The organism is Stenotrophomonas sp. ATCM1_4 (genome assembly GCF_004348115.1).
In the GTDB taxonomy this organism is placed as follows: Bacteria; Pseudomonadota; Gammaproteobacteria; order Xanthomonadales; family Xanthomonadaceae; genus Stenotrophomonas; species Stenotrophomonas capsici.
Genome location: NZ_QPFB01000001.1, coordinates 1,150,026 through 1,164,405, shown reverse-complemented (window position 1 = coordinate 1,164,405; position 14,380 = coordinate 1,150,026). Strand labels below are relative to the sequence as shown.

The window sequence follows — 14,380 nt, the reverse complement described above, 5'->3', positions numbered from 1 at the left end:
ATGCAGGCACGCCTGACCGGCAGCCACCGCAGCCAGTACCGCAATCCGTTGCACGTGCACACCGGGCAGATCGTCGCCCTGGGTGTGCGTGACGAGGAATGGCCGGCGTTCGCGTGGGTGACCACCGACGCCGGCGATGCCGGATGGACGCCGATTGCCTGGTTGCGGATGCTCGACGACGGCCGCGCCGAAGTGCTGCGCGACTACAGCGCGCGCGAACTGGACGTGGACCGTGGCGAGCAGGTGCGGCTGCACCATGAACATGGCGGCTGGTGGTGGTCCGAGCGTGCCGATGGCACGCAGGGCTGGCTACCGGCACGCGAACTTGAATTGCTGGAAGAGAACTGCACATGAGCCAGACCAAGAGCTTCAACCTGCCCGACCTGGGCGAAGGCCTGCCGGACGCCACCATCGTGGAGTGGTTCGTCAAGGAAGGCGACGTGATCAAGCTGGACGAGCCGCTGGTCTCGATGGAGACCGCCAAGGCCGTGGTCGAGGTGCCCTCGCCGGTGTCCGGCAAGGTACTGAAGCTGGCCGGCGCGCCGGGTGACATCGTGGTCACCGGCCACATGCTGGCGCACTTCGAGATCGACCCGAACCTGCCACAGCGAGCCGAAGGCCAGGACACCGGCCACCACCACGGCGCCCCGGCACCGGCCGCTGCGGCACCTGCACCTGCCGCAGCGCCGGCACAGGCTGCCGCCGCCGAACGTGCCGACGAAGGCACCGTGGTCGGCGCGATGGTCAGCTCCAATGCCGTGCACACCGAGCAGGCCGTGGCCGTCGGTGGCGTCAAGGCAGTGCCGGCCGTGCGCGCGATGGCGCGCAAGCTGGGCGTGGACCTGGCCCGCGTGCGTGCCACCGGCGCCGACGGCGCGGTGACGATGAACGATGTGAAGCAGGCCGCCGAAGCCGGTACCGCCCGCGTCGGCGCACCCCTCCCGCGTGCGGGAGAGGTCGGCGCACAGCGTGCGCCGGGTGAGGGCGCTTCCCCATCCGCCCTGCGGGCACCTTCCCCCGCAGGCGGTGGAAGGGATGAAGCCGCACGCACCCCGCTTTCCGCCGCCGGCAAGCCGATGCGTACCGCGCCGCCGGGCGTGGTCGCCAAGGGCCAGCCGGAACCGCTCAAGGGCGTGCGCCGCAACATGGCGCGGGTGATGGCCGATGCGCACAGCAAGGTCGTGCCGACCACGCTGACCGACGACGCCGACATCCACGCCTGGGCACCGGGCAATGACATGACCTCGCGCCTGGTGCGCGCGATCGTGGTCGCCTGCCAGACCGTGCCGGCGATGAATGCCTGGTTCGACGGCGACAACCTCACCCGTACCCTGCACGCGCAGGTCGACATCGGCATCGCGGTGGACACCGACGACGGCCTGTTCGTGCCGGCCCTGCGCAATGCCGACATGCTCGACGCCCGTGGCGTGCGCGAGGGCATCAACCGCCTGCGCCAGCAGGTGGAAGACCGCTCGATCGCCGCTTCGGAATTGAGCGGCTACACCATCTCGCTGTCCAACTTCGGCATGTTCGCCGGCCGCTACGCAACGCCGGTCGTCGTGCCGCCGTGCGTGGCCATCGTCGCCGCCGGCCGCGCCCGCTTCCAGCTGACGCCGGTGATGGGTGGCGTGGAAACGCACAAGGTCATCCCGCTGTCCGTCACCTTCGACCACCGCGCCTGCACCGGCGGCGAAGCCGCCCGCTTCCTGCGTGCGCTGATCGACGACCTGGCACGGGCCAACTGACCGGTCCTGCCACCGCAGTCCCGGGGCCCGCAGTGATGCGGGCCCTTTTTTTGGGATCGATGCAGCGGTTCCCCCCTGCTGAACACGCATGCACGCCTGCGGGCCGTTACCATACGGCCCGCTACTTCAATGGGAAAACGCAATGGGAATAATGACAGGGATGGTTGTCGGCGCCGTGATCGGGCTGGGGGCATTGAACGTGATGGCACTGATCGCCAGGAACAGCGGCCGGCCGTTCGACCAGACCACGCTGACCAGCGATGAGGACGTCCTGGCGCAGGTCGCCACCTGGGCACAGGCCAATGGCTACCACCTTGCCAGCGAAGCCGGCCCGAACCGCGTCTACCGCAAGGGCAAAGGCTTCTTGACCGCACCGATGTTCCTGGAAGTCAGCCGCGACGGGAACCGCTACACCTTCCGCAGCTACACCCGCATCAACGGCCTGATCATCAAGGGTGACATGGCCCTGAGCGGTGGCAGCTTCGTCGCCAGCGTGCCGCGCGCAATGGCCCGCAAGGCGCAGAACCTGCTGTTCGCCCAGCTGCACGCGCCGCCAATCCACTGATCGTTGCCGGGCCGGCGGATACCGCGGTGTCATCCTCCGGCGTTACGATGGGCCGGCAAGCCACGCACACGATTCGGTAAACACCATGGACGCTTGGATCTGTACGCAATGCGGTGTACGCAATGGCATCGAGGCACGCGTGTGCTGGCGTTGCGGCACGCATGCCGACGGCAGTGCCCCCGACCCCGAGGCGCACGCGCCGGGCGTCGTGCATGTCCAGGGGCCGCGACAGATGACCTGCCTGCGCTGCACCGACAGCGAAATGGCCTTCATCGGTCGCCGCCGCTTCCACGAGGGCGCGCAGGCGATGCCGTTCCTGCTCGGCGAACTGGGCGAACTGTTCGTGCACCGCGAGGAGTTCGACCTGTACGCCTGCCCGTCGTGCGGCAAGGTGGAACTGTTCCTGTCCAGCAGCCCGCAGTAAGGCGCGCCGATGCAGGACAGGCGCTGGCTGGTCGGATTGTTCGTGCTGGTCTACCTGGCCATGTTGCTGGGCGGCGCGGCGCTCAAGCCCGGGTATTCGCCGGTGGCGCAGTACATCAGTGAACTCGGTGCCACCGGCAGCGCGCACGCGCGGCTGATCAGCCTGGCCGGCTTCATCCCGGTGGGCGTGCTGGGCGCGGTGCTGCTGGTGGTGATGGCCGCGCGCGTACCGCTGGTGGGTATCGGGCGCGTCGGCTACTGGCTGCTGCTGTGCGAACCCCTGGCCTGGATCGGCTCGGCGCTGGCGCCATGTGACCTGGGCTGCCCGCACGGCGGCAGCGTCTGGCAGGTGCTGCACAACCTGTTGGGCGTGCTGACCTACCTGGGCACCACGCTGGGACTGGTGTTGATGGCGGCCGCGCCCGGCCTGCGGCCCGCCACCCGGTTGCTGTGGATCGCACTGGCGATGGCCTGGCTGCTGCTGTTCCTGCTGATGGGCACTCCCGCGCTGGCTGACGTGCGCGGTTTGCTGCAACGCCTGGCCGAATGGCTGGTCTACGGGGCGTTGTGCAGCGCCGCCTGGCACCTGGCCGGCCCGCGCGCCATCGCAACCGGCGCTGCAACCACACGCGGGTAAGCTGCCGGCTCCCCTGCCACCCGGAGCCCTCCATGAGCCACCGCAGCCGTCTTGCCGGATTCATCATCGATTGCCAGGACACCGACAGCGACACCGCCGCCGCGTTCTGGGGCGCCGCACTGGGGCTGGAGGCCGAGCCCAGCGAATCCAACACCGATGGTTCGCAGTACAGCCGCCTGCGCGATGCCCCCGGCCACCTGAATGTCGAGGTGCAGCGTGTCAGCCACGCCTCGCGCGTGCACCTGGACATCGAAGCGGACGACATCGACGCCGAGGCCGACCGCCTGGAAGCCCTGGGCGCCCGCCGCATCGGCTTCGTCAAGCGCTGGTGGGTGATGGAAGCGCCAACGGGCCATCGTTTCTGCGTGGTACGCATGCATCACCCCGAGCAGGGCGCGCCACCGCGCGTCTGGGAGTGAACACCCACGGCATCGGATAATCCGCGCAGCCTTCCCTGGAGATGCAGCCAATGTCCGTTCCCACCCTCACCGGTGCCCGCGTGCTGATCGCCGGCGGCAGCCGCGGCATCGGCCTGGCCATCGCCGACGCCTTTGCCCGCGCCGGCGCGCGCATCAGCCTGTGCGCACGCAATGCACAGATATTGCAGCAGGCCGCCGTGCTGCTGGAGGCCACCGGAGCGCAGGCGGTCCATGCGCAGTCCTGCGACCTCGCCGATCCGGCGCAGATCGCGCAGTGGGTGGACGCCGCGGCCACCGCGCTTGGCGGCATCGACATCGTCGTCAACAACGCCTCCGGCTATGGCAACGGCAATGACGATGCCAGTTGGCAGGCCGGCTTCGACATCGACCTGATGGCGGCCGTGCGCACCAACCGCTGCGTGCTGCCCCACCTGCGCCGCAGCGCGATGCCGGCCATCCTCAACATCAGCTCGATCAACGCCTCGGTGCCGACCCCACGCGCGGCGGCGTACTCCACGGCCAAGGCCGCGCTGAACTACTACACCACCGCGTTGGCCACCGAGCTGGCGCACGAGCGCATCCGGGTCAATGCCCTGGCGCCAGGCTCGATCGAATTCCCCGGTGGCCTGTGGGAGCGTCGCCGCAGCGAGGAGCCGGCGTTGTACGCACGGATCCGCGACAGGATCCCGTTCGGCGGCTTCGGCGATGTCGAGGACGTGGCGCAGGCAGCGTTGTTCCTGTGTTCGCCGGCGGCGCGCTGGATCACCGGGCAGGTGCTGGCGGTGGATGGCGGCCAATCGCTGCCTGCGTGACCCTCTCAGGAACGGCCTCGGTCACGAAGCCGATCAGGGTTCCTGCACGAGAGCACCCCTCCCCAGCCCTCCCCTTGCCTGCGGCAAAGGGAGGGGGCGTAGGAACGGCTTCGACCGCGAGCCTGCGTCAGAAACAACGTCCCCCCGCCCTCCAGAACTCACGCCAACGCCGCCGAGCCCACCACCCGTTCGCCCGGCGTGGGTGCCAATACCGCCTCCACCAACGCCCCGGCGATCCGTTCGGCCGGATTGATCCGCCAGGCCTTGGGCAGCACCGGCCCCAGCGCGCTCAATACCACCAGGGCGGCGTGCTCACCGGCACGTTTCTCCAGTCGCTCACCGCCGATCAGCCCGGGCCTGACCAAGGTCAACGCATCGAACCCCAGCGCGCGCAGGTCGCGTTCCAGTTCGCCCTTGACCCGGTTGTAGAAGAACCACGAACCGGCATCGGCTCCCATCGCCGAGTTCAACGCGAACACCGCGCAGCCCCGCGCCCGTACCGTGCGGGCGATCAGCAGCGGGTAGCCATGGTCGACCTGGCGGAACGCCTCGCGCGAACCGGCCTGCTTCAAGGTCGACCCCAGTGCGCAGATCGCCGCATCCACCTGCCACCACGGCGCGTCCAGCGGCAAGGCGGCGAAATCCTGCACCGGGTTGTGCAGGCGTGCATCGACCACCGGCAATGGCCGCCGGGTCGGCGCCACCACCGCGCTGCAACGCGCATCGGCCAGCAGGCGCCGCAGCACCTGCGCCCCGACCAACCCGGTCGCCCCCGCCAACAGCACCCGCATGTCCCGCTCCTGTGATCGACTGCGATTCAAGCCCCCCACCACCTTGCCGATAATGAGGCTTGGATACCACCCCGCCCGGGGGCGCCTGCGCGCCCCCGCACCCCCACCCGAACCCGCGCGCCATGGCCGACAGCTCCGATTCCTCCGCACCAGGCAGCCTCGGGCTGGGACGCATCCTGTCGCGTCGGACCAGCTCTGCGCCGCGGCCCGAACCGGCGACGCTGGACAACCCCGGCATGGCCCTGCTGCAGCGCCTGTTCGTCGGCGCCGACAGCCCCGAGCCGCTGCTCGGTGCCTTTGCCCAGGGCATGTGCAGCCTGCCGGGTGAACTGGGCGACATGGGCCAGCGCCTGCACAGCGCGCATGCCGAGCGGGACTGGGAGCGTTATGGCCGCCTGATGCGGCAGCTGATCGACAAGTACATCCGCACCATCGAGCAGGAGCCGCCCGTCGGCAATGGCGAGGCCGCGCAGCTGCGCGACCTGCTGGCCAACACGCTCGATGCGGTGCTGGCGAGCCTGATGCAGCATTCGCCCGAGCTGGAGCAGCAGGCACGGCGGATGGGCGAGGAACTGCGGGCCTGGCGCAGCGGCCAGGCCCTGCAGCCGGTGGCCCAGCACCTGCGCGAGTTGTGCCACCAGGTCGGCGTGCGCAGCGAGGGCCTGCAGGAGCAGCGCGACCTGCTGCTGAGCCTGTTCGATCTGCTGCTGGAGAACATCACCGAGCTGCTCGACGCCGACAGCTGGCTGCACGGCCAGATCCGCAGCGTGCGCCAGCTGCTGTCCGGTCCGCTGGACGGCGATGCGCTGGAGCAGACCCGCAATGACCTGCGCGAAGTGATCTACCGGCAGGGGTTGCTGCGCCAGGGCATCGACGAATCCAAGCAGGCGATGAAGGAACTGATGGTCGATTTCATCGACCAGGTCGACGGCATGGCCACCGAAACCGGCGAGTACCACGACCGCATCGCCAGCTATGCCATCGCCGTGCGCCAGAGCCGCAGCATCGCCGACCTGACCAGCCTGCTGCAGGACGTGCTGCAGGACACCGCGCGCGTGCAAGCGCAGGCCGCGCGGGCGCGTGACCACCTGGCCAATGCGCGCGCCGAAGCACAGGCCGCCGAGCAGCGCGTGCGCCAGCTGGAAACCGAACTGGCCGAAGCCGGCAACCAACTGCGCACCGACCCGCTGACCGGCGCCCTGAACCGGCGCGGGCTCGATGCCCTGCTTTCAAGCCTGCCCGACGACGGGGCCACACTCAGCATCGCGCTCCTGGACCTGGACCACTTCAGCCAGACCAATGCCGCCTTCGGCCACGCCGGCGGCGACCGTGCGCTGCGCCACCTGGTCGCCACCGCGCAGGCGCGACTGGGCAGCCACGGCCACGTCGCCCGCCTCGGCGGCGACGAGTTCGTGCTGGTGCTGCCCGCCATGCCGCAGGCGCAGGCACAGACCCAGTTGCGCCGCCTGCAGGAAGCGCTGGCCCAGCGCCCCTTCCTGCAGGACGACCAGCGGGTGCACGTACGCTTCAGCGCCGGCACGGCGCAACGCCGCCCCGGCGAGCCGACCGAGTTGCTGCTGCAGCGCGCCGACCGCGCGCTCTACGCCGCCAAGCAGGCCGGCCGCGACCAGATCCGCAACGCCGACTGAGCCGCCTGCCGTGCGGCCGGCACCGGCCGACCGCGACCGCCTCCTCCCCGCCGCTGTGATATTCCCTGCGCTGGTGCGAATCACCCTTGCATGGACATCCCCGTGACCGCCAACGCCACGCTGCAGCACCACTTCGCCGACCTGCTGCAGCAGCACCAGGGCATCGTGCTCAAGGTGGCCCGCGCCTGGAGCCAGGCAGCGGAGGACCGCCGCGACCTGGTCCAGGACATCAGCATCCAGGCCTGGCGCGGCTTCGCCTCGTTCGACCCGGACAAGGCCCGGTTCGGCACCTGGCTGTACCGGGTGGCCCTGAACGTGGCCATCTCCCAGCAGCGCAGCCGGCAGCTGCGGCAGCGCCACCACGGCACGCTCGCCCCCGACCCGATGGAATCAGGCCTGGCCGTGGAGGACACCGCCGAGCAGGCTGCCCAGCGCGCGCAACTGCATGCCGTGATCCACGCCCTGCCGCCACTGGACCGCGCCCTGTTGCTGCTGCACCTGGATGACTGCAGCCACCAGGAGATCGGCCAGGTGCTCGGCATCAGCGCCGGCAATGCCGCCACCCGCCTGCACCGCCTGCGCCAGCAGCTGCGCCGGCACCTGTCCCCTTCCCAAGACTGACGAGGCCCCCGATGGAACTGGAACAGCTCAAGGCCGCCTGGGCCGACCAGGCACGACGCATCGACGCGCTGGAAGCCACCGCGCTGGAGGCCTGGCGGCAACCGCGCCAGCAGCAGGTACGCCGCCGCCTGCGCGGCTTCAGCGCGCTGCAGCTGGGTTGGCTGCTGGCGTGGATCGTAGTGACGATGCTGGCGGCGGGGTTCTGGATCGCGCATCGCGACGTCCCGCACCTGCTGCTCACCGGCCTGGCCTTCCACGTGTATGGCATCGCCGCGATCTGGGTGTCCATCACCCGCGCCCTGCTGGCGCTGCGCATCGACATGCTCGATGCGCCGGTCCTCCAGCGGATGCAGCAGCTGGCACGGCTGCAACGCTTCACCGCAGCCACCGAACTGGCGCTGGGACTGCCGTGGTTCTGCCTGTGGCTGCTGGCCACGCAGTGGCTGTGCGTGCAGTGGCTGCACCTGGACCTGTACCGGCTGGCGCCGCAATGGTTCGTTGCCACGCTGGGCTTCGGCATCGTGGCGATGCTCGCCAGCGCCGCGCTGGCGCGCTGGGCACTGCGTCGGCTGCCACCAACGCATGGCCTGCAGTGCCTGCTGCAGAGCCTGTCCGGTCACTCACTGGCACGCGCGCAACAGCACCTGCGTGAGCTCTCCACCCCGCCGTGATCCACGCCACGGGGCGTCATCGCATGCAGCGCGGCCCGGGCCGCGCTGCATGCCGGCACCTCAGTGCGCCGGCGTGGAACCACCGCGCAGCTTCTGCACCAACGTCACCACCGCCAGCACCACCGCACCGATGCCCACGCCCACCACCACGCTGCCCAGCGCGTTGGCCAGCCACTCCAGGTGGGACGGGGCCAGCCCGACCACGAAGTGGTGCAGCGCCGGGATCGAATGCACCAGGATGCCGCCGCCGACCAGGAACATCGCCGCCGTACCGGCGATCGACAGCCCGCGCATCAGCCACGGCGTGGCATACAGGATGCCGCGCCCGAGCGCGGCCATCGCCTTGCCCTTGTCCAGCATCCACGCGCCGATGTCATCGAGCTTCACGATGCCCGCCACCAGGCCGTAGACGAACACCGTCATGCCCAGTGCCACGGCGATCAGCGTGGCCACCTGCTGGCCGAACGGCGCGCTGGACACCACGCCCAACGACAGCACGATGATCTCCGCCGAGAGGATGAAGTCGGTGCGCACCGCACCCTTGATCTTGTTCTTCTCCCAGGCCACCACGTCGGTCCTGTCATCGGCCAGCGCGCGGGTCAGCTCGGCCTTGTGGGCGTCGTCCTCGTCCTTGGAATGCAGGAACTTGTGCGCGAGTTTTTCCACGCCCTCGTAGCAGAGGAAGGCACCGCCGAGCATCATCAACGGGGTGATCGCCCACGGCAGCCAGGCGCTGATCGCCAGCGCCGCCGGCACCAGGATCGCCTTGTTGAGCAGCGAGCCCTTGGCCACCGCCCACACCACCGGCAACTCGCGGTTGGCGCTGACCCCGGTCACCTGCTGGGCATTGAGGGCCAGGTCGTCGCCCAGCACGCCGGCGGTCTTCTTGGCCGCGACCTTGGTCAGGATGGAAACGTCATCAAGCAGGGTGGCGATGTCGTCGAGCAGGGCGAACAGGCTGGCTCCAGCCATGGGGAGGTTCCGAAGGGGGAAGAGCTGCCGATTCTCACTCATCGGTGCGCCGCAACGCGAGGGGGCCGCATTCACCCTTCGCCCACCCTTCCGCGGCCACACTGGGGATCCCTGCCCCTGTGGACCCCTGCGTTTGAACGAGCAGCCCACCACCAGTGACAGCCCGGCCACCGTTGGCGGCATGAGCCGCCGCCAGCAGATCGTTCGCCTGCTGCTGCGCTATCGCAACTCCGGCGTGTTCTCCGGCATCTCGCTCGACGGCGAGCTGCCGCGCCTGGCGCGCGCGCCGGCCGCCGGTGACCCGACCCAGTTCGTCGCCGACCTGGAGGCGCTGGGCGCCACCTTCGTCAAGCTCGGCCAGGTGTTGTCCACCCGCCCGGACATGATCCCCGCCGAGTACGTGGCCGCGCTGGAGCGCATGCAGGAGAAGGTCGCGCCGATCCCGGTCGAGCAGATCCGCGCCATCGTCGAGGAAGACCTCGGCGCGTCGATCAGCAAGCTGTTCAACTGGTTCGACCCCGAACCGCTGGGCTGCGCCTCCATCGCCCAGGTCCACCGCGCGCAGCTGCGCGATGGCCGGGAAGTGGCGATCAAGGTGCAGAAGCCGGACATCGCCGCGCAGCTGCGCTCGGACATCGGCGTGCTGCGCAGCTTCGCCAGCGCCGCCGACCACCTCACCCGGGTTGGCCGCAAGGTGCGCTTCTCCGATTGGCTGGAGGAGTTCGCCAAGACCCTGCGCATGGAACTGGACTACGAGGCCGAGGCGGCCAGCCTGGCGCGTTTCGGCCAGCACCTGGCGCCCTATCCGGAGTTGTGGGTGCCGCAGCCGATCTGGGACCTGTGCAGCCGGCGCGTGCTGACCATGGAACTGGTGCCAGGCGTGCGCGTGGACGCGATCCCGCCGGTTCGCCGTACCGAACAGCCGATGCTGCCGTTGGCCGCGGCGCTGGTGCGCGGCTACCTGGACCAGATCTTCGTGCATGGCGAGATCCACGCCGACCCGCACCCGGGCAACCTGCGCGTCACCCCGGACGGGCAACTGGCCATCTTCGACCTGGGCATGGTCGCGCACGTGCCGCCGCGCCTGCGCGAACGCCTGCTCAAGCTGCTGTTCGCCGCCGTCGATGGCCGCGGCGAGGAAGTGACCGACGAGATCATCGCCATCAGCACCCGGCTGGAGGACTACAACGAGGAACGCCACCTGCGCGAGACCGGGCAGATGATTGCCCGCTACGCCGCCAACGGCACCGTCTCCGAGGGCCAGGTGGTGCTGGAGATCGTGCGCATCGCCACCGCCAGCAACCTGCGCACGCCGCCGGAACTGAGCCTGCTCGGCAAGGCGCTGCTCAACCTGGAAGGCGTGTGCCGGGTACTGGCACCGGAGATGGATACGCGCAAGGTGGTGGAAAAGCAGCTCCAGCACGTGATGCGCGCGCGGTTCCGCAAGTCGCTTTCGCGCGCCAACCTGGCCAGTGAGGCGATGGAGCTGCAGCACCTGCTGCGCGACGGCCCACGGCGCATGTCCGACATCCTCAGCCTGGTCGCCGAGAACCGCCTGCAGATGAAGGTCACCGGGCTGGAGGAGTCGCGCCTGATGGAAAACATCCAGAAGGTCGCCAACCGCATCGCCGCCGGGCTGATCACCGCCGCGCTGCTGCTCTCCTCGGCCTTGCTGATGCAGGTGCCCACGCGCTTCACGCTGTTCGGTTACCCGGCGTTCGCGATCCTGCTGTTCCTGCTGGGCGTGGCGATCGGCATGGGCCTGATCGTCAGCGCGTTGTTGTTCGATCGCCGCACGCGCTCACGCGAACGCGAGGAACGCGGCCACCGCTGAAGGCTCAGGCAGCCTTGGGATGCAGCACGACCGAGGGCGTCGCAGGCATGCCCGCGCACTTGCCATTGAAGAACTCGACGCTGTCGCCGGCCTCGCGCACGGCCAGCGCATACAGCAACGGCAGCGCACTCGGCGCCAGGTGCATGTCCCGCTCACCACCGGGCGCGGGCAGCCGGCATTCGGCCAGGCGCACGATGTCGCCCGCGTCGATCAACTGGCCCACCTGGTCACGGAAGCACGACACCTGTTGGCGCGTGGCATCGTCAGCATCCGGGCAGATGGTGCCGATGCCGGCGATCAGGACGCCCTGCTCGCGCAGTGGCCGCAGCCATGCCGCCAACGCGGCATGTTCCAGCGCCGACAGCTCCGAATCCAGGCTGATCTGCACCACCGGGATATCCGCCTGCGGGTATAGCGCCTGCACCAGCTGCACGACTTCCGGATCCAGCGGATGACTGCTGTCCAGGCGTGCACTCGGCATGTCGAGCAGGCCGGCGACGCGGCGCGCCACCCGCGTGGATACCGATTCCATCGCGTGCAGGCTGTCCTGCTCGGGCGCGATGCTGATGCAGACCCCGCGCGTCTGCCAACGCGGCGAGACACACACGATCGCGCGCGGGCGCGGGTAGGCCTGGGTGGCCTGCTGCAACGCGGCGGCATCCCAGCCAGGCACGGACAACTCTTCCAGGCCGGCGAACAAGGCCGGCATGCGTTGCAATTCCATTGATTTCCCCTTGAGGCGGGGGCCGGCTCCTGTTGCTGGCAGCCATCGATGGCGACCGTAAGAGCTGCTGTTCCCCGGAGATCGGTGATGGCCTGCGGCGCCACTTCACCTTGCGATGCACAAAATGATGCCTAGCACGTCATGGCTGGATCATGAATAGGCGAATTGCCCGTTTTTGACCGAAACATTTCAGTCAGGTTCCTGTAGGCAACATCGATTCCCCGCATCGTCATACGCCTGCAATGCAGCGATGGTGCGGGCCTGCGCTCACCGCAGGCTTTCCCTCCGCTACCCACGTGACCGCATGCATTGGATCATCGGGCTGTATCTGGCGGCGCTTGTCGTCCTGCTGCTGTTGTCCTCCACCCTGGCCCGGACCAAGGCCAGCCTGCTCACCGCGCTGCTGTTGGCCTTCAGTGGCTGGTGGCTGATCGACCAGCTCAGTGGCGATGGCATCAACTCGGCCACGCTCTACCACCTGCGCAGCGACATGGACGGTGCCGGCGTCGGCGATTTCAGCGCCTACATCCTCGGCTTCGCGTGCCTGGTGATCATCTCGTTCTCGCCGTTGCTGCTGCTGCGGGTGCGCCGCCTGCGCCTGCCGCGCTTCGGCATGCCGGTGTTCGCCGGCTTCGCCGCGCTGCTGGTGGCCTGCGTGCTGGCCAGCCCGCTGTACAGCGACCTGCGCCGCCTGCAGCAGCAGATGAAGCCGGTGGACTACAGCGCCGTGGTGCCCGAATACGTGATGCCCTCGGCGCCGCTGGCGCGTCGCCCGAACATCGTGTGGATCTACGGCGAAAGCCTAGAACGGACCTACCTGGACGAGCGCGTCTTCCCCGGGTTGATGCCCAACATCCAGCGCCTGGCCAGCCAGGGCCTGGACTTCCGTGACATCGCCTCGGCCGATGGCGGCGGCTGGACCATCGCCGGGCTGGTGTCCTCGATGTGCGGCGTGCCATTGACCACCGCGCAGGGCGACGAGAACAGCATGGGCCGGATGGGCAGCTTCCTGCCCGAGGCGTTCTGCCTGGGCGATTACCTGAAGCAGCAGGGCTACGGCAACCACTACATGGGCGGAGCCAACGGCCAGTTCGCGGCCAAGGCGGACTTCCTGCGCACGCACGGCTTCGACGACGTGCGTGACCTGGCCTGGTTCGAGCAGCAGGACATCGCGCGCAAGCACTTCTCCAACTGGGGCGTGCATGACGACGTGCTGCTGGACCGCGCGTTCGACCGCTTCCTGGAACTCTCGCGCGGCGGCCAGCCGTTCATGCTGACCACCCTGACCATGGACACCCATCACCCGGCCGGGCACCTGCCGGTGGCCTGCAAGGGCACGCGCTACCGCAGCGCGCTGGGCAACATCGGCCTGCTCAATGCACTCAAGTGCAGCGACCGGCTGATCTCGCGCCTGATCGAGCGCATCCGCAGCAGCGAGTTCGGCGACAACACGCTGGTGGTGCTGGCCTCCGACCACCTGGCCATGCCCAACGACCTGAGCCACGTGCTCGAACAGCAGCGCCGCGAGAACCTGCTGGTGTTCCTGGGCAAGGACATCACCCCGCGCCAGGTCACCGCCACCGCGGGCACCACGCTGGATTCCGGCGCCACCGCGCTGCAGCTGATCGACCCGGCGATCTCGGCGATCGGCTTCGGCCGCTCGCTGCTGGCCTCGCCGCGCCCGGCCAGCGCCAGCGTCGCGGCCCTGCGCGGCGACGCCGGCAGCAGCTACGCGCCGTACCGTGCGTTCGCGCGCTCGTTGTGGCTGGGTGGCGACCAACCGCGCATGCTGCGCCTGGAGGACGAGAAGGTACTGGTCGGCGTGCAGCAGGTGCAGCCGCCGGTGCTGCTGGAGTACGACAAGGACTGGCAGTTGGCATCGATGTACCTGGAGAACACCTCGCGCAAGTTCGAGGAGGCCGACCCCACGCATCGCCTGGCCTACGTGGACCGCTGCACCGCCTTCGAGGACGGCTCGGCCGACGGCCAGTGGTGTGCGCTGCTGGTCGATGCCGACCAGGGCATGCGCATGTTCCGCGACGCGCAGCTGCGCCGTGGCATCGCCATCGATGCACCGCTGCAGCCGTTCACCGGACCACGCCCGAGCGTGCGCCAGTCGCGCATGATCAGCCGCCAGCCCAGCCACGCCAAGCCGGGCCAGTACGTGCTGGAGCTGTACGCCGCGCAGCGGCCCACGCGTGCGTTCTGGGTGGAAGCGGTGTCCTCCAGCCGCAAGGTGGTGCTGGCCCAGCAATGGGTGCAACCGGACAGCCAGGGACGCATCACCATGCCGGTGGGCGTGGACCATGACATCGACGACCTGGAGATCCGCGCCTGGCTCAGCCACGCCGAGTCACTGGCGGTGGAAGGCTATGCGCTGCTGCCGGCACCGACGGGGTTCCCGCGCTCCTGAGGGCGCGGGAAGCAACCCGGGCGCTGCACCGCCGGGCGGGGTTTGAGACGATCCGGTGGCTTCGCGGCCAAGGCCGCGCCTGCCGACCCCGGTGCGCATGACGG

At 69.3% G+C, this 14,380-nt stretch carries 15 protein-coding genes; 12 read left to right on the top strand and 3 right to left on the bottom strand.

From position 1 onward, the window contains the following. From ATCM_RS05520 to ATCM_RS05490, 7 genes are all read left to right on the top strand, one after another. Positions 1–354 (top strand): SH3 domain-containing protein, encoded by a 354-nt coding sequence (locus ATCM_RS05520; protein WP_132863251.1) that lies wholly within the window; start codon positions 1–3, stop codon positions 352–354. Further along, positions 351–1,745, top strand: coding sequence for a dihydrolipoamide acetyltransferase family protein (locus tag ATCM_RS05515; protein WP_132863249.1), 1,395 nt, complete (start codon positions 351–353; stop codon positions 1,743–1,745). The genes ATCM_RS05520 and ATCM_RS05515 overlap by 4 nt, the downstream gene beginning before the upstream one ends. 151 nt (positions 1,746–1,896) lie before the next feature. Further along, positions 1,897–2,310 (top strand): hypothetical protein, encoded by a 414-nt coding sequence (locus tag ATCM_RS05510; RefSeq protein WP_132863247.1) that lies wholly within the window; start codon positions 1,897–1,899, stop codon positions 2,308–2,310. A gap of 85 nt (positions 2,311–2,395) precedes the next feature. Beyond that, a complete protein-coding gene (locus tag ATCM_RS05505) occupies positions 2,396–2,734 on the top strand; it encodes a hypothetical protein (RefSeq protein ID WP_132863246.1) in 339 nt (112 codons plus the stop codon). 9 nt (positions 2,735–2,743) lie between these two features. Continuing rightward, positions 2,744–3,370: a DUF998 domain-containing protein gene (locus ATCM_RS05500; RefSeq protein ID WP_132863244.1), complete on the top strand. Its 627-nt coding sequence runs from the start codon at positions 2,744–2,746 to the stop codon at positions 3,368–3,370. A gap of 32 nt (positions 3,371–3,402) precedes the next feature. Beyond that, positions 3,403–3,789 carry a VOC family protein gene (locus ATCM_RS05495; RefSeq protein WP_132863242.1) on the top strand — a complete coding sequence of 129 codons (387 nt, stop codon included), beginning with the start codon at positions 3,403–3,405 and terminating at the stop codon, positions 3,787–3,789. A 50-nt stretch (positions 3,790–3,839) separates the two neighbouring features. Further along, the gene (locus tag ATCM_RS05490; RefSeq protein WP_132863240.1) at positions 3,840–4,601 is read left to right on the top strand and encodes an SDR family NAD(P)-dependent oxidoreductase; all 762 of its coding nucleotides are present in this window, start codon (positions 3,840–3,842) and stop codon (positions 4,599–4,601) included. A gap of 158 nt (positions 4,602–4,759) precedes the next feature. Here the strand turns inward: ATCM_RS05490 and ATCM_RS05485 are convergent, their stop codons facing one another. Continuing rightward, complete coding sequence (locus ATCM_RS05485) at positions 4,760–5,392, bottom strand: NAD-dependent dehydratase (protein ID WP_132863238.1); 633 nt, start codon at positions 5,390–5,392, stop codon at positions 4,760–4,762. Positions 5,393–5,514: 122 nt separating this feature from the next. Between ATCM_RS05485 and ATCM_RS05480 the strand changes: the two genes are divergently transcribed. The 3 genes from ATCM_RS05480 to ATCM_RS05470 all read left to right on the top strand — a co-directional run bounded on the left by ATCM_RS05480 (position 5,515) and on the right by ATCM_RS05470 (position 8,333). Next, complete coding sequence (locus ATCM_RS05480) at positions 5,515–7,041, top strand: GGDEF domain-containing protein (protein WP_132863236.1); 1,527 nt, start codon at positions 5,515–5,517, stop codon at positions 7,039–7,041. Between the two features lie 90 nt (positions 7,042–7,131). Next, positions 7,132–7,662, top strand: a complete 531-nt coding sequence (locus tag ATCM_RS05475; RefSeq protein WP_132863234.1) for a sigma-70 family RNA polymerase sigma factor — start codon at positions 7,132–7,134, stop codon at positions 7,660–7,662. Positions 7,663–7,673: 11 nt separating this feature from the next. After that, the gene (locus ATCM_RS05470; protein WP_132863233.1) at positions 7,674–8,333 is read left to right on the top strand and encodes a hypothetical protein; all 660 of its coding nucleotides are present in this window, start codon (positions 7,674–7,676) and stop codon (positions 8,331–8,333) included. A 60-nt stretch (positions 8,334–8,393) separates the two neighbouring features. Here the strand turns inward: ATCM_RS05470 and ATCM_RS05465 are convergent, their stop codons facing one another. Next, positions 8,394–9,305, bottom strand: coding sequence for a DUF808 domain-containing protein (locus ATCM_RS05465; protein ID WP_132863231.1), 912 nt, complete (start codon positions 9,303–9,305; stop codon positions 8,394–8,396). A gap of 181 nt (positions 9,306–9,486) precedes the next feature. Between ATCM_RS05465 and ATCM_RS05460 the strand changes: the two genes are divergently transcribed. After that, on the top strand, positions 9,487–11,139 hold the full coding sequence (locus ATCM_RS05460) for an AarF/UbiB family protein (protein WP_243694074.1): 1,653 nt from the start codon (positions 9,487–9,489) through the stop codon (positions 11,137–11,139). Between the two features lie 4 nt (positions 11,140–11,143). Here ATCM_RS05460 and ATCM_RS05455 read toward each other — a convergent pair whose 3' ends face one another. Then, on the bottom strand, positions 11,144–11,863 hold the full coding sequence (locus ATCM_RS05455) for a class III extradiol ring-cleavage dioxygenase (RefSeq protein ID WP_132863227.1): 720 nt from the start codon (positions 11,861–11,863) through the stop codon (positions 11,144–11,146). 304 nt (positions 11,864–12,167) lie between these two features. Here ATCM_RS05455 and ATCM_RS05450 point away from each other — a divergent pair, with 304 nt between their 5' ends. Beyond that, positions 12,168–14,276: a phosphoglycerol transferase I gene (locus ATCM_RS05450; protein WP_132863226.1), complete on the top strand. Its 2,109-nt coding sequence runs from the start codon at positions 12,168–12,170 to the stop codon at positions 14,274–14,276. Positions 14,277–14,380 lie beyond the last annotated feature (104 nt).

What these genes read in the sequence shown, in the direction of transcription:
- ATCM_RS05520 (WP_132863251.1), top strand. Translation starts at nt 1, where the DNA reads ATGCAGGCACGCCTGACCGGCAGCCACCGCAGCCAGTACCGCAATCCG.
- ATCM_RS05515 (WP_132863249.1), top strand. Translation starts at nt 351, where the DNA reads ATGAGCCAGACCAAGAGCTTCAACCTGCCCGACCTGGGCGAAGGCCTG.
- ATCM_RS05510 (WP_132863247.1), top strand. Translation starts at nt 1,897, where the DNA reads ATGACAGGGATGGTTGTCGGCGCCGTGATCGGGCTGGGGGCATTGAAC.
- ATCM_RS05505 (WP_132863246.1), top strand. Translation starts at nt 2,396, where the DNA reads ATGGACGCTTGGATCTGTACGCAATGCGGTGTACGCAATGGCATCGAG.
- ATCM_RS05500 (WP_132863244.1), top strand. Translation starts at nt 2,744, where the DNA reads ATGCAGGACAGGCGCTGGCTGGTCGGATTGTTCGTGCTGGTCTACCTG.
- ATCM_RS05495 (WP_132863242.1), top strand. Translation starts at nt 3,403, where the DNA reads ATGAGCCACCGCAGCCGTCTTGCCGGATTCATCATCGATTGCCAGGAC.
- ATCM_RS05490 (WP_132863240.1), top strand. Translation starts at nt 3,840, where the DNA reads ATGTCCGTTCCCACCCTCACCGGTGCCCGCGTGCTGATCGCCGGCGGC.
- ATCM_RS05485 (WP_132863238.1), bottom strand. Translation starts at nt 5,392, where the DNA reads ATGCGGGTGCTGTTGGCGGGGGCGACCGGGTTGGTCGGGGCGCAGGTG.
- ATCM_RS05480 (WP_132863236.1), top strand. Translation starts at nt 5,515, where the DNA reads ATGGCCGACAGCTCCGATTCCTCCGCACCAGGCAGCCTCGGGCTGGGA.
- ATCM_RS05475 (WP_132863234.1), top strand. Translation starts at nt 7,132, where the DNA reads ATGGACATCCCCGTGACCGCCAACGCCACGCTGCAGCACCACTTCGCC.
- ATCM_RS05470 (WP_132863233.1), top strand. Translation starts at nt 7,674, where the DNA reads ATGGAACTGGAACAGCTCAAGGCCGCCTGGGCCGACCAGGCACGACGC.
- ATCM_RS05465 (WP_132863231.1), bottom strand. Translation starts at nt 9,305, where the DNA reads ATGGCTGGAGCCAGCCTGTTCGCCCTGCTCGACGACATCGCCACCCTG.
- ATCM_RS05460 (WP_243694074.1), top strand. Translation starts at nt 9,487, where the DNA reads ATGAGCCGCCGCCAGCAGATCGTTCGCCTGCTGCTGCGCTATCGCAAC.
- ATCM_RS05455 (WP_132863227.1), bottom strand. Translation starts at nt 11,863, where the DNA reads ATGGAATTGCAACGCATGCCGGCCTTGTTCGCCGGCCTGGAAGAGTTG.
- ATCM_RS05450 (WP_132863226.1), top strand. Translation starts at nt 12,168, where the DNA reads ATGCATTGGATCATCGGGCTGTATCTGGCGGCGCTTGTCGTCCTGCTG.